Origin of the sequence: Micromonospora qiuiae, assembly GCF_016863555.1 — a bacterium.
GTDB classification, from domain to species: Bacteria; Actinomycetota; Actinomycetes; order Mycobacteriales; family Micromonosporaceae; genus Micromonospora; species Micromonospora qiuiae.
On sequence record NZ_BOPC01000027.1, the window covers coordinates 90520 to 117197 of the forward strand.

Annotated in this window: 24 protein-coding genes and 1 pseudogene; 21 read left to right on the top strand and 4 right to left on the bottom strand. The window is 72.5% G+C overall.

What is annotated here, in order from left to right; translation table 11 throughout:
• The first annotated feature begins 160 nt into the window (after nucleotides 1-160).
• Nucleotides 161-1000: a helix-turn-helix domain-containing protein gene (locus Vqi01_RS10855; protein WP_204034609.1), complete on the top strand. Its 840-nt coding sequence runs from the start codon at nucleotides 161-163 to the stop codon at nucleotides 998-1000.
• Entirely contained in the window at nucleotides 997-1197 is a 201-nt protein-coding gene (locus tag Vqi01_RS10860; protein WP_204034610.1) for a DUF397 domain-containing protein, read from the top strand. The genes Vqi01_RS10855 and Vqi01_RS10860 overlap by 4 nt, the downstream gene beginning before the upstream one ends.
• 200 nt (nucleotides 1198-1397) lie before the next feature.
• On the opposite strand, the pseudogene Vqi01_RS31570 reads toward Vqi01_RS10860, so the two are convergent.
• Nucleotides 1398-1523: pseudogene (locus Vqi01_RS31570) on the bottom strand (HIRAN domain-containing protein); the annotation flags it as partial.
• 138 nt (nucleotides 1524-1661) lie between these two features.
• Between Vqi01_RS31570 and Vqi01_RS10870 the strand changes: the two are divergent.
• Together Vqi01_RS10870 and Vqi01_RS10875 are read left to right on the top strand one after the other, a co-directional pair.
• Nucleotides 1662-1976 carry a PadR family transcriptional regulator gene (locus Vqi01_RS10870; RefSeq protein WP_239098315.1) on the top strand — a complete coding sequence of 105 codons (315 nt, stop codon included), beginning with the start codon at nucleotides 1662-1664 and terminating at the stop codon, nucleotides 1974-1976.
• Nucleotides 1976-2848: a hypothetical protein gene (locus tag Vqi01_RS10875; protein ID WP_204034611.1), complete on the top strand. Its 873-nt coding sequence runs from the start codon at nucleotides 1976-1978 to the stop codon at nucleotides 2846-2848. Before Vqi01_RS10870 ends, Vqi01_RS10875 begins: the two co-directional genes overlap by 1 nt.
• Nucleotides 2849-2895: 47 nt before the next feature.
• Here Vqi01_RS10875 and mgrA read toward each other — a convergent pair whose 3' ends face one another.
• The gene (gene mgrA, locus Vqi01_RS10880) at nucleotides 2896-3891 is read right to left on the bottom strand and encodes an L-glyceraldehyde 3-phosphate reductase (protein WP_204034612.1); all 996 of its coding nucleotides are present in this window, start codon (nucleotides 3889-3891) and stop codon (nucleotides 2896-2898) included.
• A gap of 102 nt (nucleotides 3892-3993) precedes the next feature.
• On the opposite strand from mgrA, the gene Vqi01_RS10885 reads away from it, so the two are divergent.
• The 7 genes from Vqi01_RS10885 to Vqi01_RS10915 all read left to right on the top strand — a co-directional run bounded on the left by Vqi01_RS10885 (nucleotide 3994) and on the right by Vqi01_RS10915 (nucleotide 12212).
• Entirely contained in the window at nucleotides 3994-4962 is a 969-nt protein-coding gene (locus Vqi01_RS10885) for an aldo/keto reductase (protein WP_204034613.1), read from the top strand.
• Between the two features lie 79 nt (nucleotides 4963-5041).
• Complete coding sequence (locus tag Vqi01_RS10890) at nucleotides 5042-6286, top strand: histidine kinase (RefSeq protein ID WP_204034614.1); 1245 nt, start codon at nucleotides 5042-5044, stop codon at nucleotides 6284-6286.
• The gene (locus tag Vqi01_RS10895; protein WP_204034615.1) at nucleotides 6283-6933 is read left to right on the top strand and encodes a response regulator transcription factor; all 651 of its coding nucleotides are present in this window, start codon (nucleotides 6283-6285) and stop codon (nucleotides 6931-6933) included. The genes Vqi01_RS10890 and Vqi01_RS10895 overlap by 4 nt, the downstream gene beginning before the upstream one ends.
• A 102-nt stretch (nucleotides 6934-7035) precedes the next feature.
• A complete protein-coding gene (locus Vqi01_RS10900) occupies nucleotides 7036-8106 on the top strand; it encodes a hypothetical protein (protein ID WP_204034616.1) in 1071 nt (356 codons plus the stop codon).
• 143 nt (nucleotides 8107-8249) lie between these two features.
• A complete protein-coding gene (locus tag Vqi01_RS10905) occupies nucleotides 8250-9782 on the top strand; it encodes a sigma 54-interacting transcriptional regulator (RefSeq protein WP_204034617.1) in 1533 nt (510 codons plus the stop codon).
• A 2-nt stretch (nucleotides 9783-9784) separates the two neighbouring features.
• Nucleotides 9785-11737, top strand: a complete 1953-nt coding sequence (locus Vqi01_RS10910; RefSeq protein ID WP_204034618.1) for a vWA domain-containing protein — start codon at nucleotides 9785-9787, stop codon at nucleotides 11735-11737.
• Nucleotides 11738-11747: 10 nt separating this feature from the next.
• Nucleotides 11748-12212 (top strand): hypothetical protein, encoded by a 465-nt coding sequence (locus Vqi01_RS10915; RefSeq protein ID WP_204034619.1) that lies wholly within the window; start codon nucleotides 11748-11750, stop codon nucleotides 12210-12212.
• 295 nt (nucleotides 12213-12507) lie between these two features.
• Here Vqi01_RS10915 and Vqi01_RS10920 read toward each other — a convergent pair whose 3' ends face one another.
• On the bottom strand, nucleotides 12508-13482 hold the full coding sequence (locus Vqi01_RS10920) for a GlxA family transcriptional regulator (protein ID WP_204034620.1): 975 nt from the start codon (nucleotides 13480-13482) through the stop codon (nucleotides 12508-12510).
• A 19-nt stretch (nucleotides 13483-13501) separates the two neighbouring features.
• Between Vqi01_RS10920 and Vqi01_RS10925 the strand changes: the two genes are divergently transcribed.
• Complete coding sequence (locus Vqi01_RS10925; RefSeq protein WP_372444345.1) at nucleotides 13502-14857, top strand: MFS transporter; 1356 nt, start codon at nucleotides 13502-13504, stop codon at nucleotides 14855-14857.
• Between the two features lie 170 nt (nucleotides 14858-15027).
• On the opposite strand, the gene Vqi01_RS10930 is transcribed toward Vqi01_RS10925, so the two are convergent.
• Nucleotides 15028-15723, bottom strand: a complete 696-nt coding sequence (locus Vqi01_RS10930) for an RICIN domain-containing protein (RefSeq protein ID WP_204034622.1) — start codon at nucleotides 15721-15723, stop codon at nucleotides 15028-15030.
• A 120-nt stretch (nucleotides 15724-15843) separates the two neighbouring features.
• On the opposite strand from Vqi01_RS10930, the gene Vqi01_RS10935 reads away from it, so the two are divergent.
• From Vqi01_RS10935 to Vqi01_RS10975, 9 genes are all read left to right on the top strand, one after another.
• Nucleotides 15844-17226, top strand: a complete 1383-nt coding sequence (locus tag Vqi01_RS10935; protein WP_204034623.1) for an FAD-binding oxidoreductase — start codon at nucleotides 15844-15846, stop codon at nucleotides 17224-17226.
• Nucleotides 17223-18566, top strand: a complete 1344-nt coding sequence (locus Vqi01_RS10940) for a class I SAM-dependent methyltransferase (protein WP_204034624.1) — start codon at nucleotides 17223-17225, stop codon at nucleotides 18564-18566. The genes Vqi01_RS10935 and Vqi01_RS10940 overlap by 4 nt, the downstream gene beginning before the upstream one ends.
• A gap of 94 nt (nucleotides 18567-18660) precedes the next feature.
• Nucleotides 18661-19218, top strand: coding sequence for a winged helix-turn-helix domain-containing protein (locus tag Vqi01_RS10945; protein WP_204034625.1), 558 nt, complete (start codon nucleotides 18661-18663; stop codon nucleotides 19216-19218).
• Complete coding sequence (locus Vqi01_RS10950) at nucleotides 19211-20077, top strand: SRPBCC family protein (RefSeq protein WP_204034626.1); 867 nt, start codon at nucleotides 19211-19213, stop codon at nucleotides 20075-20077. The genes Vqi01_RS10945 and Vqi01_RS10950 overlap by 8 nt, the downstream gene beginning before the upstream one ends.
• A 244-nt stretch (nucleotides 20078-20321) precedes the next feature.
• Nucleotides 20322-22652, top strand: coding sequence for a putative bifunctional diguanylate cyclase/phosphodiesterase (locus Vqi01_RS10955; protein ID WP_239098316.1), 2331 nt, complete (start codon nucleotides 20322-20324; stop codon nucleotides 22650-22652).
• Between the two features lie 39 nt (nucleotides 22653-22691).
• Entirely contained in the window at nucleotides 22692-23450 is a 759-nt protein-coding gene (locus Vqi01_RS10960; RefSeq protein WP_204034628.1) for a MerR family transcriptional regulator, read from the top strand.
• A 144-nt stretch (nucleotides 23451-23594) separates the two neighbouring features.
• Nucleotides 23595-24791 carry a hypothetical protein gene (locus Vqi01_RS10965; RefSeq protein ID WP_204034629.1) on the top strand — a complete coding sequence of 399 codons (1197 nt, stop codon included), beginning with the start codon at nucleotides 23595-23597 and terminating at the stop codon, nucleotides 24789-24791.
• A 56-nt stretch (nucleotides 24792-24847) separates the two neighbouring features.
• A complete protein-coding gene (locus tag Vqi01_RS10970) occupies nucleotides 24848-26122 on the top strand; it encodes an RNA polymerase sigma factor (protein ID WP_204034646.1) in 1275 nt (424 codons plus the stop codon).
• 141 nt (nucleotides 26123-26263) lie between these two features.
• Nucleotides 26264-26638 carry a YciI family protein gene (locus Vqi01_RS10975; RefSeq protein ID WP_204034630.1) on the top strand — a complete coding sequence of 125 codons (375 nt, stop codon included), beginning with the start codon at nucleotides 26264-26266 and terminating at the stop codon, nucleotides 26636-26638.
• Nucleotides 26639-26678 lie beyond the last annotated feature (40 nt).

Sequence of the window (26678 nt, forward strand, 5' to 3'; positions counted from 1 at the left end):
AACCTTAGATGAGAATGCACTCGACAGAGGTTGATATCAAGAGTCACGGCAGCAATACTCGGAGTCGTCGTCAAAGTGGGAGGTGGCAACGATGCGTGATTCGTCTTCGAAACTCCCGGGCCCTCACCGAACGTCCGTCCACCCAGGACCCTCGCCGATCGTGCAGGCTTGGGAGCTGGGGTTACGACTACGCCAGCGCCGTGAGGAGATCGGCCTGACTGCGGCAGCGGCTGGTCGTGCGATCGGCATCATCCAGGCGTACGTCTCGGGAGTGGAGTCGGGCAGGGTGAAACTTCCCGCCGCCCGACTGGCGCGGATGGTCGAGGTCTACGAGTTGGAGCCGGAGGACGCGGCCGAGCTGGAGGAGCTGCGCCTGGGGGCGAGCCGACGCGCGTGGTGGCACGAGTACTCGCAGCTTTTTCCGGCCGAGTTCATCCGCTTCCTCGGCTACGAGGCCGGTGCCGAGCACATCCGCTTCTACGACAACGAGCTCATGCACGGCCTGTTGCAGACGGAGCAGTACGCCAGAGCCGTCATCGCCGGAGGAACGACGACCATCCGCCTGACCGAGGTGGAGCGGCGGGTGGCGGCACGGATGGCCAGGCAGGCGCGGCTCCACGCCGAGAACCCGCTCCGCGTGACAGCGTTGCTGGGCGAGGGAGCGCTACGCCAACAGGTCGGCGGCCCGGTCGTGATGAGCGAGCAACTCGACCACCTGGTTCGGCTGATGACCGAGCGGCCGGAGCAGATCGAGATCAGAGTGCTGCCGTTCGCCGCCGGAGCGCACCCGGCGCTGGGCGGCTCCTTCCAGATCCTGTCGTTCCCGTCGCCGCGGCTGCCCGACCTGGTCTGGCAAGAGGTGCTGACCTCCATCGACATCATCGACCAGTCCACCCGGGTCACCGACTATCAGGTCACCTTTGCCGAGGCGCGCGAACGAGCGTTAGGCTCGGAAGACTCGCTCGACCTGATCCGCCGGATCGCCAAGGAGATGACGTGACTACGTCGTACAGCTCCGGAGTGGGCTGGTTCAAGTCCTCCCGTAGCTCAAACAACGCCAACTGCGTCGAAGTGCGGTTCGGCGGCGGTGAGGTGGATGTCCGCGACACCAAGGACCGCAGCGGCCCGATGCTCACCTTCGACGGCCGCTCCTGGGCCACCTTCGTGACCGCCCTCAGGACCGACTCGGCAAGCTGACGCCGAGCCTCACCCCTGCACCCAGAACTGCCACCCCTCCGGCGCTGGTGGCCACGACGGGTCTGGCCGCCAGCCCTCAGGCGGTACCCAACCCGGTGGAGGAATGCGGCGACGCAGGTTTCCCAGTCTTCCCGCTCCTGTGCCCAGATCCGAGCCTGCACCTGCGGCATCCAGCCCTGATCCAGAAGCGCGGTCAGCACGGGTGAATAGTCCCGGGCCTGCTCCTTCGGCAGGTAGCCGACGTGCGACCCGGAGCAGACCACCTTGACGGCATATGGGTCGTACCGGTTGGTCGGCTCCGGAATGAGCTGAGCCGGCATGATCATCTCGTTGTCGCCGTCAGGGTCGAAGCCGTGCCCGATGCGACGAAAAGTCGATAGTAGGCAGCCGATCGGCGGGGGTGGCCGGGATTGACGGGGCTACTACGTACTGCGATGCTACGTGGGACGTAGTAAGGAGGCTTCGTGGCCGGACTCGCCGACCTCGGCCGGTTCTCCGAACCGGCACTGCACATCCTGATCAGCCTCGCCGCCGGGCCGAAGCACGGCTACGCCATGCAGGAGGACATCGGCGCGCTCACCGGCGCCCGCCCCGGACCGGGCACGCTCTACGGCGCGATCCGGCGGCTGGAGGAGCACGCCTACATCGAGGCCCTGCCCGAGCAGGAGCGGCGCAAGCCGTACCGGCTGACCGACGCCGGCCGCGTGGCTCTCGGCGTCGAGCTGCAGCGGATGCGGTCCCTCGCCGCGACCGGGCTGCGCCGGCTGGCGGTGGCCTGATGCGCGCCCGGCTCATCCGCGCCGTGCTGGCGCTGTACCCGGCCGCGATCCGTGAGCGCTACGGCGACGAGATCGCCGAACTGCTCGCCGCCAGCGCCAACCCGGCCCGGGACCTGGCCGACACCGCCCGGTGCGCGTTGCGCGACCGGCTCACCCACCAAGTGGAGACGATGACCGTGGCCCAGGCGCGTACCGCCGCCCGCACCCTGATCAAGCTGGTCGCCGCGCCGCTCGCGTTCGGCGTACTGCTGCTGTTCCTGTGGACCACGGCGGGTCTGCTGGCCGACGTGACCGGCGCACACGAGGCCGCGCCCTACGGGGGCACGCTGGCGCTGGTGCTCGCCGCGGCCTCGATGTGGTGGTTCGGCCGGTGGATGGCGCGTACCGAGCGGATCGTCGCGGCCGTCGTCGTGGTTCCGGCGGCGCTCGCGTTGGGCGTTGCGGGCATCACCGCCGTGCCGCGGGTCGGTGAGGTGCACAGCGAGGTCCGCGCCGGATCGCTGGCGGCCGTGGCCTGCTGGGCGATCGGTGCCGCTGGTCTCGGCTGGGCGGTGAGCGTCCTGCTGCGCCACGGCCGCCGCGCCGTCGGCTGGCTCACCAGCGGGGTGGGCGCACTGCTGCTGCTCGACGCGGTCACCGCCGTGTACGTGTTCACCGCGCTGCCGCCCGAACGCGCCCCCCGGCACAACGCGCCGCTGTGGTACCTGTCGAGCATGAGCGGGTGGGATCCGGGCCTGGTCGACGGCGCACACCGGCAGCTGGAGGACTCGATCAAAATGCTGCCGCCGATGCTGACCATGTGCACGGTGTTCCTGCTCGCCGTGCTCGGCGTCACCGCGAGCAGACCCCGCCCGGCCGGGTCAGCGGCGTGAGCGACCGCCGGCCCGGCGGTGACCGTCGAGCCGGCGGGACGCTTCGGTCAGGCCAACTCGGCGTTAATGTCGGCCAGTTCCTCGGCGGTCAGGTCGAGGTTGGCCACCGCGGCGACGTTCGCCTCCAACTGCGCCACGCTGCTGGCGCCGATGATGAGGCTGGTCATCCGGGGGTCGCGCAGCGCCCAGGCGAGCGCGAGCTGCGCGAGAGACTGGCCCCGGCGCTGGGCGATGGCGGCCAGTGCACGGATGGTGGCCAGCCGCTGCTCGTTGACGTCGCTCTCGTTGAGGAAGACGCTGGTGCGGACCCGGGAGTCAGCCGGGATGCCGTCGAGGTAGCGGTCGGTCAGCAGGCCCTGGGCCAGTGGGCTGTAGGCGATGCAGCCGGCACCGACCCGCTCCAGCGTGTCGAGCAGCCCGTCCTCCTCGGTCCAGCGGTTGAACATCGAGTACGCCGGCTGGTTGATCAGCAACGGGGTACCCAGGTCGCGCAGGATCGCTGCGGCCCGCTCGGTCTGCTCGGAGTTGTAGTTGGAGATGCCGACGTAGAGGGCCTTGCCGGAGCGGACCACGGCGTCCAAGGCGCCCATCGTCTCCTCGAGCGGGGTGTCCGGGTCGTACCGGTGGCTGTAGAAGATGTCGACGTAGTCCAGGCCGAGCCGGCGCAGCGACTGGTCGAGCGAGGCGATCAGATACTTGCGGGAACCCCACTCGCCGTACGGGCCGGGCCACATCAGGTAGCCGGCCTTGCTGGAGATGACCAGCTCGTCGCGGTACGGCTTGAGGTCGCTGGCGAGCATCCGGCCGAAGTTCTCCTCGGCGGAGCCGGGCGGCGGCCCGTAGTTGTTGGCCAGATCGAAATGGGTGACGCCGAGATCGAAGGCGCGTCGGACGATGTCCCGCTGGCGCTCGAAGGGGCGGTCCGGCCCGAAGTTGTGCCACAGGCCGAGCGAGATCGCGGGCAGCCGAAGCCCGCTGGCTCCGCTGCGTCGGTAGGTCATCTGGTCGTAGCGCGTGTCGGCGGCGAGGTAGGTCACGATCATGACGATAACCGGAGGTCTACGGGGCCACCCGACGCCGCCCGTGTGAGGCTGGCCGGGCGACAGCGCGGCGGCTGAGTGCGGCGGCGGGTAGCGTACGAACTCATGCGGTACGTGCGGCTCGACACACCGAAGCCCCTGTCCAAGGTGGGCCTCGGCACCTGGCAGTTCGGCTCGCGGGAGTGGGGCTACGGCGCCGACTACGAACGGCTGGCGGCGGACATCGTCCGGCGCGCCGTCGAGCTGGGCGTCACCGTGTTCGACACCGCCGAACTGTACGGCTTCGGCCGCAGCGAACGGATCCTCGGCGCGGCCCTGGCCGGCGACCGGGACAAGGTGACCGTGGCGACGAAGATCTTTCCGGTGCTGCCGGTCGCGTCGGTGGTGCAGCAGCGGGCGGTCGCCTCGGCGGCCCGGCTCGGCGTCACCAGCATCGACCTCTACCAGGTGCACCAGCCCAATCCGGTGGTCGCCGACCAGACCACCATGCGCGGGATGCGCGCGTTGCAGGACGTCGGCCTGATCGGCGAGGTCGGGGTCAGCAACTACAGCCTGCGCCGTTGGCAGGTCGCCGAGGCTGCGCTGGGCCAGCGGGTGCTGAGCAACCAGGTCCGCTACAGCATGATCGACCGCAGGCCGGAGGAGGATCTGCTGCCGTACGCCGAGCAGGCCGGCCGGGTGGTCATCGCGTACAGCCCACTGGCGCAGGGCTTTCTCTCCGGGCGGTACGACGCGCACCACCTGCCGACGGGCGCGATACGCCGGGCCAACCCGTACTTCCTGCCGGAGAACCTGGAACGGGGCACGGCGCTGATCGAAACGCTGCGCCAGGTGGCCGCCGCGCACGATGCCACGCCCAGCCAGATCGCCCTGGCGTATGTGCTGCGTCACCCGAACGTGGTCGCCATCCCGGGCGCGTCCAGCGTCGAGCAGATGGAGCGCAACGCCGCCGCCGCGGAGATCGATCTGAGCGAGGACGAGTACGCCGCGCTGATGAACGCGGCGCGGGCGTTCCGCCCGGTCACCGGGCTGGCCGCGGTGCCGAAGCTGATCCGGGCCCGCACCGGGAAGTGACCTCCCGGGCCAGGATGGCCGGGATGGTTCCCCATCGTGGGGGAGTCGCCGGCGGGTGCGGCGGCGGCATCATAGGGCGATGGATCTTCGTGCCGCGCTGCGGCCCCTGAGCGCCGGCACCACCTGGCGGCGGGGCGTGTTCCTGCTGCTCGGCGGGGTGCTCGCGCTGCCGTACGCGCTGCTCGTGGTGGCCTTCACGGAGCTGTTCGGCAACCCCGAGGTTCCCCGGCCGCTGGTGCTCGCGCTGCTGGTGCCGGCGGCCGCCATCGCGGTCGTGCCGGTTTTCCTCGGCGGCAGTCGGGCGCTGGAGATCGCTGCCGTACGCGGCCTGCTCGGGGTCGACCTGCCGGAGCCGGTGCCGGGTCGCCGGCTCGACCGGGAGACCCGGCTGCGCGCCGCACTCTGGATCGGGCTGCACCTGGTCAGCGGTGCGCTGGTGGTGGCCGCCCTGTTCAGCGCGGTGCCGATGGCGTTGGCGTTCATCGTCGCGCAGGTCGGCGTCGACATCGGGTTCGCCGGTGACCAGCGGGTCGGCCCGTTCGACGGGCAGGACACCGGCTGGCTGTCGGCCATCGGCCTGCTCGTCCTGGTCGCCCTCGGCTACGCCGTCGCCGGGTTGGGCGCGTTGGCCGCGTCGATGGCCCCGGCGCTCCTCGGTCCCGCACCGGCCGAGCGGATCGCCGCGCTGGAGGTCCGGGCCGCGCGGCTGGCGGAACGCAACCGGCTGGCCCGGGAACTGCACGACTCCGTCGGTCACGCGTTGACCGTCGCCACCCTCCAGGCCGGTGCCGCCCGTGAGGTGCTCGACCGGGACCCCGAGTTCGTCCGCCGGGCGTTGGCCGCCATCGCGGAGACCGGCCGGCGCGCGATGGACGACCTTGACCACGTGCTCGGGCTGCTGCGGGAAACTGGGGAGGCGTCGCCCGCCGGCCCGCAGCGGACCCTGGCCGACCTGCATGAACTGGTCGCCGCCACCCGTACTGCCGGCCAGCCGGTGCGCAGCCAGGTGCGCGGATCGCTGAACGGTTTGCCGCCGGTGGTCGCGCGGGAGGGCTACCGGATCATCCAGGAGGGGTTGACCAACGCTGCCCGGCACGGCCGGGGGCCGGTGACGCTGCGGGTCGACGTACCGTCCGACGGTTTGGAGATCGAGATGGTCAACGACCTGCCCGGTCCGGCCCTCGGCGCGGCGGGTTCCGGCGGCGGGCGGGGCCTGGTCGGCATGCGGGAGCGGGTGCTGCTGCTCGGCGGCGCAATGACCGCCGGGCCGGAGAATGACCGATGGCGGGTGTGGGTGCGGCTGCCGATCGGAGCGTTCGGATGACCATCGGCGTCCTGATCGTCGACGACGACGAACTGGTGCGGATCGGGTTGCGGGCGATCATCGACGCCCAGCCGGACCTGCGGGTCCTCGCCGAGGCCGTGGACGGCGCCGAGGTGCCGCCGCTGGTCGCCCGGCACCGGCCGCAGGTGGTGCTGATGGACGTGCGGATGCCGGGAATCGACGGCATCCAGGCCACCCGGCACCTGCTGGCAAGCTCCACCGACCCGCCCCGGGTGCTGGTCGTCACCACCTTCGCCAACGACGAGTACGTCTACGAGGCGCTGCGGGCCGGGGCCAGCGGCTTCCTGCTCAAGCGAGCCCGGCCGGCCGAGGTGGTGGAGGCGGTGCGGGTGGTGGCGCGGGGCGAATCGCTGCTGTTCCCGGCCGCGATCCGTCGGCTGGTCGGGGCGTACGGACGGCGGGGCGCCGACGGGCTGCGGGCGGCCCGGCTCACCGAGCGGGAGGCGGAGGTGCTGCGACTGATGGCCGCAGGGCTCTCCAATCCGGAGATCGCCGCTCGACTGGTCGTCGGCGTCGAGACGGTGAAGACACATGTCGGGAACGTGCTGGCCAAGCTCGGGGTACGCGACCGTACGCAGGCGGTGATCGCCGCGTACGAATCGGGGTTCGTGATCCCCGCCGGCTGACCTCTCCCTATGCGTGGTGCTTTGCGTGGTCCCTCGCGTGGGGGAGGCGGTTCCCCGCCCGGCGGGAGGGTTTCCCGGTCGGATCGTTCGAGGCTGAATGGCATGACGACGAACACCGCACCCCCACGCACCTCGACCCGGTCGCACCGGCTCGCCGTGCTCGCCGCCGGGTGGCTCGGTCTCTGGGGCGTCCTCGCCCTGCTCGCCACGATCACCGGTGCCGGCTACCCGCTCGGTGCCAGCGCCCCGGGCGGTGGCGGAGCGAACCTGCTCCGGCTCGTCCCGGCCGGACTCGCGCCGCCGCTGTTCACTGTGCTGCTGCTCGCCGCCTCGCTGGCGGCGCTGGTGATGAGTCGCCCCGCCGCCGGTCCCGCCGCCCGCTGGCGGGTGCCGCTGCTCGGCCTCGGCTGGGCGGTGGCCTTCGTGCTGGCCGTCGTGGTGCCGGACGTGCAGGCGCTGGTCATCCTCGGATACACCCCGCTCCTGCTGCTCGGTGCGCTGTCCGGCTGGCCGGAGGTGAATTATGCCGGGGTCTTCACCTGGGCGCTGTTCGTGAAGGTGGCGGCGCTGGTGGGTGGGCTGCTGCTCGGCGGCGCCGTGCTCGCCTGGCAACGGCGTACCGCCGACGGGTGCGCGGCGTGCGGCCGGGCCGGCGGCGACGCGGGTTGGAGGGCCCCGGCGGCCGCCGCCCGCTGGGGCCGATGGGCCGCGTACGTGGCGGCGGCCATTCCCGCCTGCTACGGGCTGAGCCGGTTCGCGTGGGCGGCCGGCATCCCGTTCGGGATCTCCGAAGACCTGCTCGCCGAGATGCGGGACACCGGTGCGGTCTGGGGCGGCGCGGGGCTGGGTGCGTTCGCGGCCGTCGGCGCGATCCTCACCCTCGGCCTGGTCCAGCGCTGGGGCGAGCGGTTCCCGCGCTGGATGGTGGGGCTGGCCGGGCGGCGGGTGCCGGTGCGGCTGGCCGTGGTGCCGGCGGCCGTGGTGGCGGTGGCGGTGACGGCGGCCAGCATGGGCTTCCTGAGCAGCCCGGACTTCTGGGCGATGACCGGTGAGCACAGCATGGGCGGTGGCCCGATCCTGTTCTTCCCGGTCTGGGGGCTGGCGCTCGGCGCGGCAGCGTACGCGTACCACCTGCGCCGACGGGGCGCCTGCGCTCGCTGCGGCCGGGGCTGAACGGCTGGTCCGTCCGGCCCGCACAGGGGTCGGGCCGGACGGGCCGGCACTCCAGGTGTCGACGCCGATCTCGCCGGGCGGGCGCAGAAGGTGGCCGGTGTGAGGAAACCTGGGCGCCATGCGGGTGAGCTAGCGTTGGTGCGGTGACCGCGCCAACGCCGGTAACCCCGGTTCCTCCCGCCGACCTGCCCGGCACGCTCGGGGCGCTGCGCGCTGCCGGGCACCGGTACCGCACCGTCAAGCAGGAGCTGCGCGACAACCTGCTGACCAAGCTGCGCGCGGGCGGGCCGCGTTTCGCCGGCATCGTCGGCTACGACGACACCGTGCTGCCCGAGGTGGAGCGGGCGTTGCTCGCCGGGCACGACATGGTGCTGCTCGGCGAGCGTGGGCAGGGCAAGACCCGGTTGATCCGATCACTGGTGACGTTGCTGGACGAGTGGACCCCGGTCATCGTCGGGTCGGTGCTCAACGAGCACCCGATGCACCCGGTCACCCCGGCGTCGCGGGCGCTGGTCGCCGAGGCCGGCGACGATCTCCCGGTCGGCTGGCTGCACCGCTCGCTGCGCTATGGCGAGAAGTTGGCCACTCCGGACACCAGCGTCGGTGACCTGATCGGCGATGTCGACCCGGTCCGGCTGGCGCAGGGGCGTACGCTCGGCGACCCCGAGACGATCCACTTCGGGTTGGTACCGCGTAGCAACCGGGGCATCTTCGCGGTCAACGAGCTGCCGGACCTGGCCGAGCGGATCCAGGTGGCGCTGCTCAACGTGCTGGAGGAGCGGGACATCCAGGTTCGCGGCTACCAGCTGCGGCTGCCGCTGGACATGCTCCTGGTGGCCAGCGCCAACCCGGAGGACTACACCAACCGGGGCCGGATCATCACCCCGCTCAAGGACCGGTTCGGCGCCGAGATCCGTACCCACTATCCGACCGAGCTGGAGCTGGAGCTGGCGTTGATCCGGCAGGAGGCCGATCTGGTCGCCGAGGTGCCGGAACATGTGCTGGAGGTCCTCGCCCGGTTCGCCCGCGCGGTGCGCGACTCGCCCTCGGTGGACCAACGCTCCGGCGTCTCCGCCCGGTTCGCCATCGCCGCCGCCGAGACGGTCGCCGCCGCGGCGCTGCGTCGGGACAGCCTGCTCGCCGCCACGCCGCCCCCGTCATCCGCCCCAGCCGCCCCGTCGGACGCCGAGCCGAGTGCGGTGTTAGAAGGGGGCCCTTCCAATACACGAGGCGTTAACAAGGGGCCCTTCCTTACACCTGTGGCGCGGGTGGGGGACGCGGTGTCGGTGACCTCGACGTTGCGGGGGAAGGTGGAGTTCGAAAGCGGCGAGGAAGGGCGGGAGATCGAGGTCCTCGGCCATCTGCTGCGTACCGCCACCGCCGAGACGTTCCGCGCCCGGCTGGCCGGGTTGGACCTCTCCGGCTTCACCGCGCTGGTCGCCGACGGCCGGACGATCGAGACCGGGGAGTTGGTGTCGGCGGCTGAGCTGCTGGGCCAGGTGGGCACGGTGCCGGGGCTGGCCAAGGTGCTCGCCCGGCTCGGCATTGGCGACGCGCCCAGCCCGGGGCAGGCCGCGGCGGCCGTCGAGTTCGTGCTGGAAGGGCTGCACCTGAGCCGGCGGTTGGGCAAGGACGTCACCGACTCGGGACGCACCCGCTACGGCAACCGGGACTGACCGTGGCCGGCAACCGCTTCCGGTACGGGCAGTGGCGCGGCGGCCCCGACCCGCTGGCGCCGCCGTATGACGTGCAGGCGGCGGTGGACCAGGTCGGCGCGGAGGTGCTGGCCGGCGGCAGCCTGCGCCAGGCGCTGCGGGACCTGTTGCGCCGGGGCCCGCGAGGGCGCGGCGGGCTGGACGAGCTGACCGCCCGGGCCCGCCGGCTGCGGCGCGAGGCGCTGCGCCGGGGTGACCTGGACGGCGCGGTGACCCGGGCGCGGGCCCTGCTGGACCAGGCCCTCGCGGCCGAGCGGGACGAGCTCGCCGGCCGCCGGGACGAGGCGGCCCGGTTCGCCGAGGCGGTGCTGGACAACCTGCCGCGCTCCACCGCCCAGGCGGTGCGCGAGCTGTCCGGTTACCGCTGGGCCAGCGACGAGGCCCGGCGAACCTACCAGCGGATCCTCGACGGGCTGCGGGACGACGTACTCGGCCAGCGCTTCGCCGGGCTGCGGGAGTCGGCGCAGCTGGCCGCCGACCCGGCGGTGCAGGAGCGGCTGGCCGAGATGATGCGGGACCTGAATGATCTGCTGGCCCGGCACGCCCGCGCGGAGGACACCACCGACGCGTTCGCCGAGTTCATGCGCCGGCACGGCGAGTTCTTCCCGGAGCGCCCGAGCGACGTCGACGAGCTGGTGGACGTGCTGGCCCGGCGGGCGGCGGCCGGGCGGCGGCTGATGAATTCGCTGTCGGAGCGGCAGCGCGAGGAACTGGCGGGCCTGATGCGCCAGTCGCTCGGCGACCGGCTCGCCGGTGAACTGGCCGCGTTGGAGGGGAACCTGCGCTCGCTCCGGCCCGACCTGCGCTGGGGCCGGGGCGAGCGGACGCAGGGCGGCCAGTCGCTGGGCTACGGCGAGGCGACCGGGGTGCTCGACGAGGTGGCCGAGCTGGACGACCTGCTCGACCAGCTGGGCCAGGCGCATCCCGGAGCCACCCTGGACGACATCGATGTCGACGCGGTGTCCCGGACGTTGGGCCGCGATGCCGCCGACGACGTACGCCGGTTGCGCGAGCTGGAGCGCGAGCTGCGCCGGCAGGGGTGGGTGACCCGGGACGCCGAGGGGTTGACGCTGAGCCCGAAGGCGCTGCGTCGGCTCGGCGGCACCGCGTTGCGGCGGGTCTTCGCCGAGCTGACGGCCGGCCCGCGAGGGCAGCACGACCTGCGCTCGGCGGGGGCGGCCGGCGAGGTCAGCGGGGCGTCACGGCCCTGGGAGTACGGCGACGAGCAGCCCCTGGACGTGGTGCGTACGCTCACCCGGGCGATCCGTCGGGCCGGCCCGCAGGTGCCGGTGCGGCTCGCCGTCGCCGACTTCGAGGTGGTCGAGACCGAGCGGCGGGCATCGGCGGTGGTGGCGCTCTGCGTGGACCTGTCGTACTCGATGATCTCGCAGGACCGCTGGGGGCCGATGAAGCAGACGGCGCTGGCCCTGGCCCACCTGATGGCGACCCGGTTCCCGCAGGACGCGTTGCAGATCATCGGGTTCGGCCGCACGGCGGCGACGCTCAGCCAGCAGGAGTTGGCCGCGGTCGAGCCGGACATGACGCAGGGCACCAACCTGCAGCACGCGTTGCGGCTGGCCGGGCGGCATCTGCGCCGCCACCCGGACGCCGAGCCGGTGGTGCTGGTGGTGACCGACGGGGAGCCGACCGCGCACCTGGACCCGGACGACGGGGAGGCGCTGTTCTGTTGGCCGCCGTCGCCGGAGACGATCGAGGCGACGATCCGCGAGGTGGACCGGCTGAGGCGGTACGGAGCGACGCTGAACCTGTTCATGCTCGGCGACGACCCCGGGCTGCACCGCTTCGTCGAGGCGGTGGCCCGCCGCAGTCGGGGCCGGGTCTTCACACCGGACACCGGGGACCTCGGCGAGTACGTGGTCAGCGACTACCTGCGGGCGCGCCGGGGTCGCCGATAGGCTCGGCCGGGTGGAGATCGGCGGGCTGCGGCGGGCGTACGACGCGGTGCTGGCCGAGGTCGACGCGGGCGGGTTCGGGCCGCCGCCACCGGGACGGTACGGCGCCGAGCAGATCGTGGCACACCTGGTCGCAAGCGACGAGTTGATGAGCGAGGCCACCGAGGCGGTGCTCGCCGGATCGCCGTACGCCTTCTACGACCTGGACGAGGTCCACCGGCCGGAGCTGGACGAGTTGGCCGCCGAGAGCGGTGGCCTGGTCGGGTTGGCCGACCGGCTGCGGGCCAGCAGTGATCGGCTGATCGACTTGGTGGCCCGGCTCGGGCCGGCGGCCGACACCCCGGTCGAGACACACCTGCGCGAAGGCTTCGACCTGGTCGTCGACGGGCCGCTGCCCTGGGGGCGCACCATCGACCTGCACACCCGCGTGCACCTGCCCCGCCACCTGGCCGAACTGCGCGCACTGCGCGGCACGTGAACGGGCGGTACGTGAGTAATGGGCATGGGCCCGGCGCTAGCGTGCGGTGCGCGCGGCGCTAGCGTGCGGTGCGCTGCGGTGCGTGCGTGCGGTGCGCGCGGCGCGTGCGTGCGGTGCGCGCGGCGCGTGCGTGCGGTGCGCGCGGCGCGTGCGTGCGGTGCGCTGCGGTGCGTGCGTGCGGTGCGCGCGGCGCTAGCGTGCGGTGCGCTGCGGTGCGTGCGTGCGGTGCGCGCGGCGCGTGCGTGCGGTGCGCTGCGGTGCGTGTTAATAAGGGGCCCTTTCCATGCACGAGGCGTTAATAGGGGGCCCTTCCTTTAAACGTCTGCCGATAGGTGGACGGCGCTACGCCGATGCGCTGCTGCAGTTGCTGGCGCAGGGCGGCGCTGGTGCCGAAGCCGCTGCGGCGGGCGATCTGGTCGACGCTCAGGTCGGTGCTCTCCAGCAGCAGCCGGGCGTGGTCGGTGCGTTCACGCAGCAGCCACTGGGTCGGGCTGAGCCCGCTCTCCGCGCGGAACCGGCGGGTGAACGTGCGTACGCTCATCCGGGCCTGCCCGGCCAGGTCGCGCAGGCTCACCGACTCGTGCAGCCGTTGGCGTGCCCATTCCCGCGCCCCGGCGGTGCTGGTGTCGTGCGCCTGCGGCACCGGGCGTTCGATGTACTGGGCCTGGCCGCCGTCGCGCCACGGTGGCATCACGCATCGGCGAGCGGCCTGGTTGGCGACCTGGCTGCCATGGTCGGTGCGGACCACGTGCAGGCACAGGTCGATCCCGGCGGCCACCCCGGCGGAGGTGAGCACCCGGCCGTCGGCGACGAAGAGCACGTCGGGGTCGAGGTCGACGGCCGGGTACAGCCGGCGGAAACCATCGGTGTGCGCCCAGTGGGTGGTGGCCCGGCGGCCGTCGAGCAGCCCGGCGGCGGCCAGCACGAACGCTCCGGTGCAGATGGACATGATCCGTACGCCGCGGTCGTACGCGGCCCGCAGCGCCTTGGTCACCTCAGGCTCGATCGCGTCGTGGCGCTGTGTCGCGGCACCGTACACACCGGGCACGATCACGGTGTCGGCTGCCTCCATCAGTTCCAGCCCGTGGTCGGGTAGCACCTGGAAACCGGCGGTGCTGCGTACCGGCCGGCCGCCGGGCGTGCAGGTGTCGACGGCGTAGAAGTGCCGGTCGTCGGCGTCCCGAGCGGTGCGGAAGACCTGGGACGGGGTGCCCAGGTCCAGGCCGACCACCTGGTCGACGGCGAGGACCGCGATGCGGTGCGGAGTCATGGCCCGATTGTTGCGGAGGATGGCCTTCGGGCCACTCGCCGGATCCGGCCCGTCGGCCCAAACTCGTTTGGTGATCAGATCTGTCCGCCTGCATCCGGCCTGGATCGTCGCTGCGGTCGCCTTCGTGGCGCTGGTCGGCGCCGCCGGTTTCCGGGCCACGCCGTCGGTGCTGCTGCATCCGCTGCATGCCGAGTTCCGCTGGCCGCTGGCCACCATCTCCGCGGCCGTCTCGGTGAACCTCCTGCTGTACGGGTTGACCGCGCCGTTCGCCGCGGCGCTGATGGACCGGTTCGGCATCCGTCGAGTGGTGGCCGCCGCCCTGCTGCTGGTCGCTGCCGGCAGCGGGCTGACCGTGTTCATGAGCACGAGCTGGGAGCTCATCGCCTGCTGGGGCGTGCTGGTCGGGCTGGGCACCGGCTCGATGGCGCTGGCCTTCGTGGCGACGGTGACCGGGCGCTGGTTCGTCCGCCACCGGGGGCTGGTCACCGGTGTGCTGACCGCCGGCGGGGCGGCCGGCCAACTGATCTTCCTGCCGCTGCTGGCGATGCTGGTCGGCGCGTACGGCTGGCGGGCGGCGGCACTGGTCGTGGCCGGGGCGGCGCTGCTGGTCGTACCGCTGGTGCTGCGGTTGCTGCGCGAGCACCCGGCGGATCTCGGCGTGCCGCCCTACGGCGGAGCTGAGGTCGTGGTGCCGGCGCGGCCGGCCGGCGGCGCCGCCGCCCGGGCGTTGCGCGCGTTGGCCGCTGCCGCGCGCACCCGGCCGTTCTGGCTGCTGGCCGCCGGCTTCGCGATCTGTGGGGCGACCACCAACGGCCTGGTCGGTACGCACTTCGTGCCGGCCGCGCACGACCACGGCATGCCGCAGACCACGGCGGCCGGCCTGCTGGCGCTGGTCGGCCTCTTCGACATCGTCGGCACGATCGCCTCCGGCTGGCTCACCGACCGGTTCGACCCCCGGCTGCTGCTCGGCGCGTACTACGCGCTGCGCGGCGGGTCGCTGCTGGTGCTGCCCGGCCTGTTCGCGGCCACCACCGAGCCGAGCATGCTGGTCTTCATCATCTTCTACGGCCTGGACTGGGTGGCCACCGTGCCGCCGACGGTGGCGCTGTGCCGGGAGTACTTCGGTACGTCCGGGGCGGTGGTCTTCGGCTGGGTGTTCGCTTCGCACCAGCTCGGCGCGGCGGTGGCGGCGACCGGGGCGGGACTGGTCCGCGACCAGCTCGGCACGTACACCCTCGCCTGGTGGGTGGCGGGGGCGCTGTCGGTGGGGGCGGCGGTGCTGTCGCTGATGCTGCTGCGCCGACGCGGTGCCACCTTCATCGAACCCGAGCCGGCCGCGGTCGCCGCCGGAAGGGCGTGGAGCTACCGCGACTGACCGAGCCCGCCCGCGCTATCGAGCCGGCTGTCGCTTTGGAGCCGGCTGTCGCTTTGGAGCCGGCTGTCGCTTTGGAGCCGGCTGTCGCTTTGGAGCCGGCTGTCGCTTTGGAGCCGGGGTGTTAATAGGGGGCCCTTTCTCTACCGCAGGCGTTAAAAGGGGGCCCTTCCTTATAGCTTCCAGCGTTGGGCGGGGTTGCCGTCGCAGGGGGCCTGGACGATGTCGTCGCCGGGGGCGGTGCCGCCGTCGCGGACCTGGGCGCACTTGCCGCTGTGCACGGCCACCAGCAGCATCGTGCCGTCGTCGGCCGGCTGGAGGCGCCACTGCTGGTTGTCCTCGCCGTGGCAGCCGTACTGCTGCAACCGGGCGCCGTCGTCGCCGCTGCGCCCCTCCACGTCGAGACACTGGTTGTACGCGGCGTTGGTCAGCGTCACCGTGTCCGGGCCGAACGGGTTGACCACCCACTGTTGCTCCGGCCCGCCGTTGCAGGCGGCGAGTTCGGCGCTGGCCGTCTGATGGCCACCGTCCAGGCCGAGGCAGAGTCCCGAGGCGACGCCCTGCAACACCCTCGGACCGGCGAGCGGGTGGGGCTCGGCGGTGGGGGTGGCCGACTCGGTGGGTTCGGGTGTCTCGGTGATGGGCGGCAGCTCCTCCTCGGTCGGGCTCGGCTCGACCGGTGTCGGGCTGCCGGCCGCCGCGCTCGGGGCCGGTGCCGGGTCGTCGCCGCCGAGCACGCCGCAGGCGAAGAGCACCCCGACCAGCACCCCGACCAGCCCGACCGCCAACGCCCCCCGAAGCAGCGGATCGCGCGGCAGCCCGACGCGCCGGGTGCCGTACACGCTGCCTACCCCATCCCTCTGCACCATTCCGGCATCCTGACCCATCCATCCCGCCGCTGGCCAACCACCCCCGCCTCCCGCCACGAAACGCGAAAGACTCTCGGTGGATGTCCCACAATGGTCACAGGTGGCGCGTAAAGTGATCTCATGCCCGCTCTGCGTGATCATGACCTGGCGGTGGCCCAGCTGCGGCGGTCGTACGCGGCAGTGCCGCCGGGCCAGCCGGTGCGACTGGCCAAGCGGACCTCCAACCTGTTCCGGCCGCGCGGCGCACCCCGCGCGCCGGGGCTGGACGTCAGCGGGCTCGGTGGGGTGCTCGTTGTAGACCCGGCCGCCCGCACCGCCGATGTGCAGGGCATGTGCACCTACGAACGGCTGGTCGAGGCGACTCTCGCCCACGATCTGATGCCGCTGGTGGTGCCGCAGCTGCGCACCATCACCCTCGGCGGGGCGGTGACCGGGCTGGGCATCGAGTCGACCTCGTTCCGCAACGGCCTGCCGCACGAGTCGGTGACCGAGCTGGACGTGCTCACCGGCGCCGGTGAGGTGGTCACCGCCCGGCCCGAGGGCGAGCACGCCGACCTGTTCGCCGCGTTTCCCAACTCGCTGGGCAGCCTCGGCTACGCCACCCGGCTGCGCATCGAGCTGCAACCGGTCCGCCGGCACGTGGCGCTGCGCAACGTGCGGTTCACCGACCTGGCCGATCTGACCGCCGCGATCGGTCAGATCGCCGCGACCCGCGCCTTCGACGGCCAGACCGTCGACGCGATGGACGGGGTGATGTTCAGCCCCGTCGAGGCGTACCTCGTGCTGGCGACCTTCACCGACGACGTGCCGTCGGTCTCCGACTACACCGGCCAGGACATCTACTACCGGTCGCTGCGCCGGCGCCGGCGCGACGGGCTGACCACGCACGACTACCTGTGGCGGTGGGACACCGACTGGTTCTGGTGTTCGGCGGCGTTCGGGGTGCAGCACCCGGTGGTGCGGCGGCTGTGGCCGGCGCGGTGGCGGCGCAGCGACGTCTACCACCGCATCGTGCGGCTGGAGCACCGGCACCGGGTGGCGGCCCGCATCGACCGGTGGCGCGGCCAGCCGGCCCGGGAGCGGGTGGTGCAGGACGTGGAGATCCCGCTGGAGGCCACGGCGGACTTCCTGCACTGGTTCGCCCGGCGGGTGCGGATGACGCCGGTGTGGTTGTGCCCGCTGCGGCTGCGCGAGCCGGCGGGCGCGGGATCGGCCCGGTCCTGGCCGCTGTATCCGCTGCGGCCGGGGCAGGACTACGTCAACATCGGGTTCTGGGGGAGCGTGCCGATCGCCGAGGGCGCCGCCGACGGCGACGTCAACCGGGAGATCGAGCGCGCGGTGTCGGAGGCGGGCGGGCACAAGTCGCTCTACTCCGACGCGTACTACGACCGGGATTCGTTCGACCGGCTCTACGGCGGCGACACGTGGCGCGCCGTGCGGGACCGCTACGACCCGGAACATCGGCTCACCGGACTGTACGAAAAGGCGGTAGCAAGAGCATGAGCCTCACCGACCGAGACCAGGGAGCGGCTGGCGCTCCCGCCACGCCGCCATCGGGGAGCGGGCGGCGGGGAACGACCGTGGCGGACGTCATCCGGGCGGTGACCAACGGCCCGCTGCCGATCCGGGTGACCGCGTACGACGGCAGTGCCATCGGGCCGGCCGACGCGGGCATCACCCTGTCGATCCGCTCCGAGCGAGGGCTGTCCTATCTGCTCACCGCCCCGGGTGACCTGGGCATGGCGCGGGCGTACGTCAGCGGCGACCTGGCCCTGGAGGGTGTGCACCCGGGCGACCCGTACGAGGCGCTGCGGGTGCTCAAGGACGAGGTACGGGTACGCCCACCGGCGCTGGCCGAGGGGCTGGCGCTGGTGCGCGGGCTGGGCTGGGAACGGCTGCTGCCGCCGCCGGCGCCGCCGCAGGAGGCGCAGCCGCGCTGGAAGCGGATCGTGGGCGGGTTGCGGCACTCCCGGTCCCGCGACAGCACCGCCATCTCGCATCACTACGACGTGTCGAACGCCTTCTACGAAAAGGTGCTCGGCCCGTCGATGACGTACACCTGTGCGGTGTTCCGCAGCCCGGATGACACGCTCGAGCAGGCGCAGGCGGCCAAGTACGACCTGGTCGCCGGCAAGCTCGGGCTGCGAGCGGGGATGCGGCTGCTCGACGTGGGCTGCGGGTGGGGCGGCATGGTCCGGCACGCGGCGCGGGAGTACGGCGTGAAGGCGCTCGGGGTGACGCTGTCCCGGGCGCAGGCGCAGTGGGCGCAGGCGGCGATCGAGCGCGAGGGGCTGGCCGGGCTGGCCGAGGTGCGGCACCTGGACTACCGCGACGTGCCTCGGGACGACTTCGATGCCGTTTCCTCGATCGGCCTGACCGAGCACATCGGAGTTCGCAACTACCCGGCGTATTTCGGCTTTTTGCGCGACCGGCTGCGCCCGCAGGGGCGGCTGCTCAACCACTGCATCACCCGGGCCGACAACCGGGCGCCGCACCGCTCCGGGGCGTTCATCGACCGGTACGTCTTCCCTGACGGCGAGTTGGCCGGGCCGGGCCGGGTGATCAGCGAGATCCACGACGTCGGGTTGGAGGTGCACCACGAGGAGAATCTGCGCCAGCACTATGCGCTGACCCTCGCCGGCTGGTGCCGCAACCTCGTGCAGCACTGGGATTTCTGCGTCTCGGAGGTGGGCACCGGCACCGCACGGGTGTGGGGGCTCTACATGGCCGGGTCGCGGCTGGCGTTCGAGCGCAACGGGATCCAGCTGCATCAGGTCCTGGCGACGCGCAACGACTCACAGGGGGCGAGCGGGTACCCGCTGCGCCCGGATTGGCTGCCCTGACCGGCTGACCCGACGGCCGCGCCGGTCGATCCCGGCGCGGCCTTTGTCGTCGCTATTGACAAATAAGTTTTGTACGTTCAAGAATAACTTTGCTATGAGGGATGTCCTGTATCTGGAGCAGATCGAGCAGGCCGAGGTGCTGCTCAAGCCGCAGCGCGTGGAGATCCTGCGCCAGCTGGCCGAGCCGCGCACCTGCACCGAGGTGGCCACCCGGCTGGAGCAGACGCCGCAGCGCGTCTACTACCACGTCAAGCAACTGGTCGCGGCCGGGCTGGTCGAGCAGGTCGACCAGCGCAGGGTTCGCGGCATCACCGAGGGCATCTACCAGGCCGTCGCCCGGTCGTACTGGCTCTCGCCCCGACTGGTCGGGCGGATCGGGCTGCGCCGGGCCCGCGACGAGCTGAGCCTGGGCTACCTGCTGGACCTGATGGAGGAGGTCCAGGCCGACGTCGCCGCTCTGGATCGCACCGCCACCGAGTTGCCCTCGATCGGGGTCTCCGGCGAGATCCGCGTGCCGGGCGAGCGCCGGCAGGAGTTCATGCACGACCTGCAAACCGCTCTCCAGGAGCTGTTCACCCGCTACGGCGGCGCCGAAGGCGACGCTTTCAAGCTCGCCGTGGCCTGCTATCCGAAGGGGACCAACCGTGACTGAGCCCATGATCATCATTACCCGCCTCGCCGCGCCGATCGCCCGGGTCCGCCAGGCCCTGACCGACCCGGCCGAGCTGCGCGTCTGGCTGGCCGAGCACGCCGAGGTCGACCTGCCCAAGCGGTACGAGTTCTGGGGCCGCTACACGCCCGAGGGCGACGTCGCGCACCAGCGGCTGCTGCACGCCGACGACGACGTGCTGCGCTTCGCCTGGCTGCTCGACGGGGTGGAGACCACCACCGAGTTCGCCCTGCGCCCGGATGGGCCGGACGCCACCGTGCTGCGGCTGTCGCAGACCCACTTCGACTTCAGCGACGTGATCAACGGCACCAGCATCCGGGGCGTCCTCCAGACCTTCTGGTACCTGACGACCGCCAACCTCGAGGCCCACCTGGCGGGCAGGCCGCTGCTGCCGAAGGTGGACTTCACCAGCACCGACCTGCGGGCCGCACTGGTCATCGCCGCCCCGGCCGACAAGGTCTGGGAGTCGCTGACCGACTCCGAGCAGGCCAGTGCCTGGTTCGGCCACCCGATCGGCATCGAGCCCTGGCGCGGCGGCCGGTACGCCATGGGCGGCTTCGACGCCGGCTACGCCGCCAAGGTGGTCGACATCGAGCCCGGCCGGAAAATGTCCGTCGACTGGGGACCATCCGGCGTCACCAGCTGGGAGCTGGCCGAATCGGGCGGGAAGACGAAGTTGACCTTCGTGCAGAGCGGCTTCGACGAGCAGCACCCGCCGTACGCGGCCTGGGCCGGGTCGGTCGCCGGGCTGGCCGAGCTGCGCCGCTTCCACGAGGTGCCGGACTGGCAGCCGATCTGGCTGCCGGAGGAGGCCGCGGCGACGGTCGAGGCGACCGGCTGAGAGGCGATCTCACGGCACCCGCCCGCGCCGGCTCGAGCGCACGCCCGCCCTGGCCCCGCCTGGAGATGAACGGTGGGGCCAGGGCCAGGTCGTTGACGCATGGGGATCGACGAATGGCCCGTTGGATTGCGGACTCGGGCCCCACGGATCTGGCAGAATGGGCGCCCCCGTGGCTAGGCTTTCGGGGTTTGCCAGAGCCGGGCCCCACCGTCGAGCGGTACGAGAGAGAGCCGGAGCGATCGCGGTGTCGCGAGAGGACGTCGAGCGGGCTGCCGCCGCGTGGTCGCCCGAGCGGGACCGGGCCGGCCGGGTGGGATTGCTCGGCGCCGGTGTGGTCGTCGCCGTCGAGGTGCTCTGGCTGGCGCTGGACCTGCCCGCGAAGGCCATGGTCAGTGATGCCGCCGCGGTGTCGATGGCGGGTTGGGCCGGGCTGGCCTGCGTCGGGGCGGCGCGCCGGCACTCGGCGTCGCTACGCCGGTTCTGGCTGCTGCTCGCGGCCACGATGGCGCTCGCGTCGGCCGGACGGGCACTCTGGGCGGTCCAGCGGCTGCTCGGCGAGGACCTGCCGCACACGCTGCCGGTCGGGCTGATCTTCGCGGCCAGCCTGCTCACCGGCACTACGGCCATTCTCTGCGCGATCACCGCCCCGCGCACCGGGCTGCGTCGCGCCCGGACCCTGCTCGACGGGGTGATCGTCGGGCTGGCGCTGATCCCGGTCGGCTGGGTGCTCATCTTCCGCATGGCCACCCTGGCGGACCTCGACGAGCCGCTGCGCACCGCCGCACTGCTCTACCCGATGTTCGACCTGATGCAGCTGACCATCCTGGTCGCGGTGATCGCCGCCGGCCGGCCGGTGTGGCGTGCGCTGACGCTGCTGGCCGTGAGCCTGTCCGTGAGCACGGTGGCTGACGCGATCTACGTGTCCTGGGTGGCCGCGGGCACCTACCAGCTCGGCACGATGGTCGACGTGCTCTGGCCGGTGAGCTACCTGCTGATCGGTGTGGCGACCCGACTGCCTCCGCCGCGACACCTCGACCGCGCCGAGGAGACCGGCGAGTGGCCGCTGCCGTCCAGGTGGCGGGTGGCGCTGCCGTACCTGCCGGTGGGTGGGGCGATCGGGGCGACCCTGCTGGCCCGCGAGCCCGGCGGCCACACCCCGCTGCCGGTTTTCCTGGCGATGATGGCGCTGCTGGCGGCGCTGGCGCTGCGGCAGGGCCTGGCGGCCAACGAGAATCTGCGCCTGGTGGCCCGGCTGCGCCAGCTCGCCTATGTCGACCAGCTCACCGGGCTGCCCAACCGGTTGGCGTTCACCCGCCGGCTGCGGGCCGCCCTGGGCGGGGCGAACCCGGTGGCCGTGCTGCTGCTGGATCTCGACGGGTTCAAGCAGGTCAACGACCGGTTCGGGCACTCCACGGGGGACACCCTGCTGACCGGGCTGTCCCGCCGGATGCGCCGGGCGGTCGCCGACGACGGCCTGATCGCCCGGATCGGGGGAGACGAGTTCGCCGTGCTGGTCACCGGCGATCGAACGGCCGCGCCGGAGCGGCTGGCGGAACGGCTGCTGGCGGCGCTGCATCCGTCGGCCGGGGAGGAGGTCGTCGGGGTGCACCCGTCGGCGAGCATCGGCATCGCTGAGTACGGCCCGCAGCACATCTCGTACGAGGATCTGCTGCGCGACGCCGACATCGCGATGTACGCGGCGAAGGCGGCCGGCAAGTCGGCGTACCGGCGGTGCACACCGGGCCTGCGGGAGTCGGCGGTGGGCCGGGCGGAGCTGATCGCCGACCTGCGACGGGCGGTCGACGAGGGGCAGCTCCACCTGGAGTTCCAGCCGATCGTGGACCTGGCCACCGGGGCGGTACGCAGCGCGGAGGCGCTGGTGCGGTGGCGGCACCCGCAGCTGGGCATGCTCAGCCCGGCGCGGTTCCTGCCGCTGGCCGAGGAGACCGGGCTGATCCTGCCGATCGACCGGTGGGTGATCCACGAGGCGTGCCGGGCTGCGGCCACCTGGCAGGACCGCATCCCGTCCGCGACGGTGGCGGTGAACATCGCCGCGTCGCACCTGCGCCGGCCGGACCTGATCGCCACGGTCACCGAGGCCACCGCCGGAGCCGGCCTGGCGCCGCGCGCGTTGACCCTGGAGCTGACCGAGTCGGCGCTGATCGAGGGCAGCGACGCGGTGCTCGATCGGCTCAGCCAGCTGCGCGAGCTGGGCATCCGCATCGCCATCGACGACTTCGGCACCGGGTATTCGTCGCTGAGCTACCTGCACCGGATCCCGGCCACCGAGCTGAAGATCGACCGGTCGTTCGTGGCCCGGGTCGCCGAGGACAACCGGGCGTACGCGACGGTGGAGATGGTGACCCGGCTGGCCGGCGCGTTCGACTTGGCTGTGGTGGCCGAGGGGGTGGAGACCGACCGGCAGCACGACGCGGTGGCCGCGATCGGCTGCGTGCAGGGGCAGGGCTTCCGGTACGGGCGCCCCGCCGCGCTGGGTGAGCTGCGTACCGTTCTGGCCCGGCGCCGCCCGACCGGGGTGACCGACGTCGCAGAATCGGACTTGACCCTCACGTAACGGCAGGCGGGACCGTGGTTCCCAGGAAGGGAGGGAACCATGGCCTACACGGTGGGGCAGGTGGCCCGGCTGGCCGGCGTGACGATCCGGACGTTGCACCACTACGACGGGATCGGGCTGCTGTCGCCGAGCGGGCGCACCGCTGCGGGATACCGCCGCTACGACGACGCGGACCTGGAACGGCTGCAACTGATCCGGCACTACCGCGAGCTGGGGTTCCCGCTGGAGGAGATCGCCGTGATCCTCGACGACCCGGCGAGTGACCCGGCCGCGCACCTGCGCCGCCAGCACGAGTTGCTGACGGTACGGATCAAGCGGTTGCAGGAGATGGTCGCGGCGATCGAGTTTGCGATGGAGGCGAGCAAGTTGGACATCCGACTCACCCCGCAGGAGCGCTTCGAGGTTTTCGGCGACTTCGATCCCGAGGCGCACGCCGAGGAGGCGGAGCAGCGCTGGGGCGGCACCGAGGCGTACCGGGAGTCGAACCGGCGGGCGTCGCGCTACACCAAGGAGGACTGGCAGCAGATCAAGGCCGAGACCGAGGACTGGGGGCGGCGGATCGTCGCCCTGCTGGCCTCAGGCGTGCCGGCGGACAGCCCGGCGGCGATGGAACTGGCCGAGGAGCACCGGCAGCAGATCAGCCGTTGGTTCTACGAGTGCTCGTACGAGATCCACACCGGGCTGGCCGACATGTACCTCGCCGACGAGCGGTTCCTGCGGCACTACGAGGCGATGGCGCCGGGGCTGGGCGCGTACCTGCACGAGGCGATCCACGCCAACGCGATCACCCGCGCCTGACGGGTCGCGGGATGGCTGTCACTCCCCCGATCGGGTAATTCTTGCCGGGTTGGCCGTGTCCATCGCGGTGCCCGCTGCCGTTAACACTGTGACACCCCCACCTGGTGGCCTGCGGTTGGTGGCATGCGCGGCGAAGGAGTCGGCGTGGCGAGGACTGATTCGACGGGTTCGACATGGCGGTACCGGTGGGCGTGCCGGCAGAACGAGCGCCGGCTGCGGCTGTTCCGCAGCGACGAGGCAGCCTGGCGGCGGCGCGACGACGAACTCCGCCGCCTGCGTACGCTCGCCGAGCAGTGCCACGGTTCGGCGGCGGCCGGCGACGGCCTTCCGCTGGAGCTGGCCGGAGACGAAATCGTGCTGCGGGTGGTGCCGGCCGCCCAGCTGGTGGAGGTGCGGCACACCGCCGTGCTGCCCGCGCCCGAGCTGGCCGTCGACGCGCAGACCGGCCGGCTGCGGCACCGGCTGCCCGACGGGGTCCGGGTCACCGACGCCGGCATGGCGGTGATCACCAACCGCCGGCTGGTGCTGCTCGGCGGTCGGGGCCGGCGGGACTGGGCGTACGGGCGGATGAGCGGCCTCGCCCACGACCCGCAGGCCCCCGTCACGCTGATCCAGGTGCTGGACCGGCGGCGTGTCTCCGGGGTGCTGCTGCCCGCCAAGGCGGCGGCTGAGTTCCGCTTCGTGCTCACCCTGGCCTTCGCCGACGCCATCGAACAGCGGGACGCCGTCATCGCCCAGCTCGACGAACTGGCGGCCGAACACGCCAAGAACCGTCCGTGCCGGCCGGGTATCGCCACGCCCGGCCAGGCCCGGCTGTCGGCGCTGATCCCCGGCGGTCGACGCACCGCGATGGTCGCCGCCGGGCTGGCCGTGGCGGTGCCGCTCGTGCTGGCCAACGTCGGCCCGTCGGATCCGACCGGCCGGGAGACCGCGGTCGCCGCCATTCCCGCGACGGCCGTGACCGCCTCGAAGGCGGTGACCGGGAACACGTCGCCGGCACCGGCCATGGGCACCTCGCGCGAACCGGCCACGGGCGCCTCGAAGGCGTCGAAGGTGTCGGAGGTGCCCCGCGCCATCGGCGCGGCCACGCCGCAGCCGGCCGGCCCGACCGACGAGCCGCGCTGCGGCGCCCCGGCCAACCCGTTCGGGTACGGCTTCTGCGGCGGCGACAAGATCCGCGAGCCGGCCAGCGAAGTGTGCGACCACTTCGACTGCGTACCCGGGTTCTGGGAGGGCCGGGGCTACCTGGTGGAGTGCGCCAACGGCAAGGTCAGCCTGGCCGGTGGCAGCCCGCGGGCGTGCGGCCGGCACGGCGGCGTGCGCCGCATCGTGCTGGCCTGAACGCACGTGCCACCCCGGCGAGTCGGGGATGGACCGGCCTGGTGTGATGGATGGCCATGGGAGTCGCCGAGGTCAACCAGACCATCGACGCCGTGTGGCGGATCGAGTCCGGGCGGGTGATCGCCGCCCTGGCCGGGCTGGTCCGCGATGTCGGCTGGGCCGAGGAACTGGCGCAGGACGCGCTGGTCGCCGCGCTGGAGCAGTGGCCGCAGGTCGGCGTACCGGCCAACCCGGGCGCCTGGCTGACCACGGTCGGCAAGCGCCGCGCGATCGACGGGATCCGCCGCCGGCAGGTGCAGGACCGCAAGGTCGCCGAACTCGGCCGCGACCTCGGCGAGGAGACGTTCACGCCGGACTTCGACGCGGCCTTCGAGGAGCGGATCGAGGACGACCTGCTCCGGTTGGTCTTCACCGCCTGCCATCCGGTGCTGACCCCGCAGGCCCGGGCGGCCCTGACCCTGCGGATGGCCGGTGGGCTGAAGACCGAGGAGATCGCGCGGGCGTTCCTGGTGCCCGAGCCCACCATGGCGCAGCGGATCACCCGGGCCAAGAAGACCCTCAGCGAGGCGAAGGTGCCGTTCGAGGTGCCCGACGCGGCCGAGCGGGAGAAGCGGCTGGCCAGCGTGCTGGAGGTCACCTACCTCATCTTCAACGAGGGGTACGCGGCGACCGCCGGGGACGACTGGCTGCGCCCGGCGCTCTGTGAGGACGCGCTGCGTTTGGCCCGGATGCTCCAGACACTGATGCCGAACGAGCCGGAGGTGCACGGGCTGGCCGCGCTGCTGGAGATCCAGGCGTCCCGCACCAGGGCGCGCACCGACGCCGACGGGGAGCCGGTGCTGTTGCTGGAACAGGACCGGCGGCGCTGGGACCAGCTGCTCATCCGCCGGGGCCGGACGGCGTTGGACCGGGCCCGCGCGACAGGTGACCAGGCCGGCCCGTACACCCTCCAGGCGGAGATCGCGGCCTGCCACGCGCGGGCGCGTACCCCCGAGGAGACGGACTGGGCGCGGATCGCGGCCAGCTACGCGGAGCTGGCCCGGGTCACGCCGTCGCCGGTGGTGGAGCTGAACCGGGCGGTGGCGGTTTCCTTCGCCGACGGCCCGGCCGCCGGTCTGGCCCTGGCCCGCCCGCTGGCCGACGAGCCGGCGCTGGCCCGCTACCACCTGCTGCCCGCCGTGCTCGGTGACCTGCTGGCCAGGCTCGGCCGCTACGCCGAGGCCGCCGCCGAGTTCACCCGCGCGGCCGAGCTGACCGGCAACGTCCGGGAACGGACGCTGCTGCGGGAGCGGGCCGCCGACTGTGCCGCCGGGCTGCCGCCGAGGCGCTGAAAAATTTCTGCGAAAAAAACTGGCCGGCATGTCGAATCCCGGTCGGGTCGCTCGACGCGTCAGTGAAGGCCGGTCGAACAACCGGCACGGCAGACCGGCGACCGGCCGGCGAACGAGATCAGATGGAAGGAATCCGATCAGATGCGTTTCATGCTCATGCACAAGCTGGACGAGAACAAGCCCGAGCTGTGGCAGCCCGACGAGGCCTTCATCGCCCGGATGGGTGCCTTCATCGCCGAGGCGAACCAGGCCGGCGTGCTGCTCGCCGGTGAAGGGCTGCGCCCGAGCAGCGTGGACGCCGGCCGGATCACCGTCACCGATGGCAAGAAGACGGTGACCGACGGGCCGTTCGCCGAAACCAAGGAGCTGATCGCCGGGTTCGCCCTGCTTCAGGTGCGGGACAAGGCGGAGGCGATGCAGTGGGGCCAGCGCTTCGTCGACGTCTTCATCGAGTCCGGCCACGACCTGGAGGTCGACGTCCGCCGGGTCACCGAGATGGAAGACCTGGCCGGTTAGCGCCGAGGCGATCGGGCTGCCACGGATGAACCGGATGAAC

Bases quoted from the DNA above. Each gene is read 5' to 3' on its own strand.
- Vqi01_RS10875 (WP_204034611.1), top strand. From the start codon at position 1,976: ATGCGCGCCCGGCTCATCCGCGCCGTGCTGGCGCTGTACCCGGCCGCG.
- mgrA (WP_204034612.1), bottom strand. From the start codon at position 3,891: ATGATCGTGACCTACCTCGCCGCCGACACGCGCTACGACCAGATGACC.
- Vqi01_RS10885 (WP_204034613.1), top strand. From the start codon at position 3,994: ATGCGGTACGTGCGGCTCGACACACCGAAGCCCCTGTCCAAGGTGGGC.
- Vqi01_RS10890 (WP_204034614.1), top strand. From the start codon at position 5,042: ATGGATCTTCGTGCCGCGCTGCGGCCCCTGAGCGCCGGCACCACCTGG.
- Vqi01_RS10895 (WP_204034615.1), top strand. From the start codon at position 6,283: ATGACCATCGGCGTCCTGATCGTCGACGACGACGAACTGGTGCGGATC.
- Vqi01_RS10900 (WP_204034616.1), top strand. From the start codon at position 7,036: ATGACGACGAACACCGCACCCCCACGCACCTCGACCCGGTCGCACCGG.
- Vqi01_RS10920 (WP_204034620.1), bottom strand. From the start codon at position 13,482: ATGACTCCGCACCGCATCGCGGTCCTCGCCGTCGACCAGGTGGTCGGC.
- Vqi01_RS10925 (WP_372444345.1), top strand. From the start codon at position 13,502: ATGGCCTTCGGGCCACTCGCCGGATCCGGCCCGTCGGCCCAAACTCGT.
- Vqi01_RS10930 (WP_204034622.1), bottom strand. From the start codon at position 15,723: ATGGTGCAGAGGGATGGGGTAGGCAGCGTGTACGGCACCCGGCGCGTC.
- Vqi01_RS10935 (WP_204034623.1), top strand. From the start codon at position 15,844: ATGCCCGCTCTGCGTGATCATGACCTGGCGGTGGCCCAGCTGCGGCGG.
- Vqi01_RS10940 (WP_204034624.1), top strand. From the start codon at position 17,223: ATGAGCCTCACCGACCGAGACCAGGGAGCGGCTGGCGCTCCCGCCACG.
- Vqi01_RS10945 (WP_204034625.1), top strand. From the start codon at position 18,661: ATGAGGGATGTCCTGTATCTGGAGCAGATCGAGCAGGCCGAGGTGCTG.
- Vqi01_RS10960 (WP_204034628.1), top strand. From the start codon at position 22,692: ATGGCCTACACGGTGGGGCAGGTGGCCCGGCTGGCCGGCGTGACGATC.
- Vqi01_RS10970 (WP_204034646.1), top strand. From the start codon at position 24,848: ATGGGAGTCGCCGAGGTCAACCAGACCATCGACGCCGTGTGGCGGATC.
- Vqi01_RS10975 (WP_204034630.1), top strand. From the start codon at position 26,264: ATGCGTTTCATGCTCATGCACAAGCTGGACGAGAACAAGCCCGAGCTG.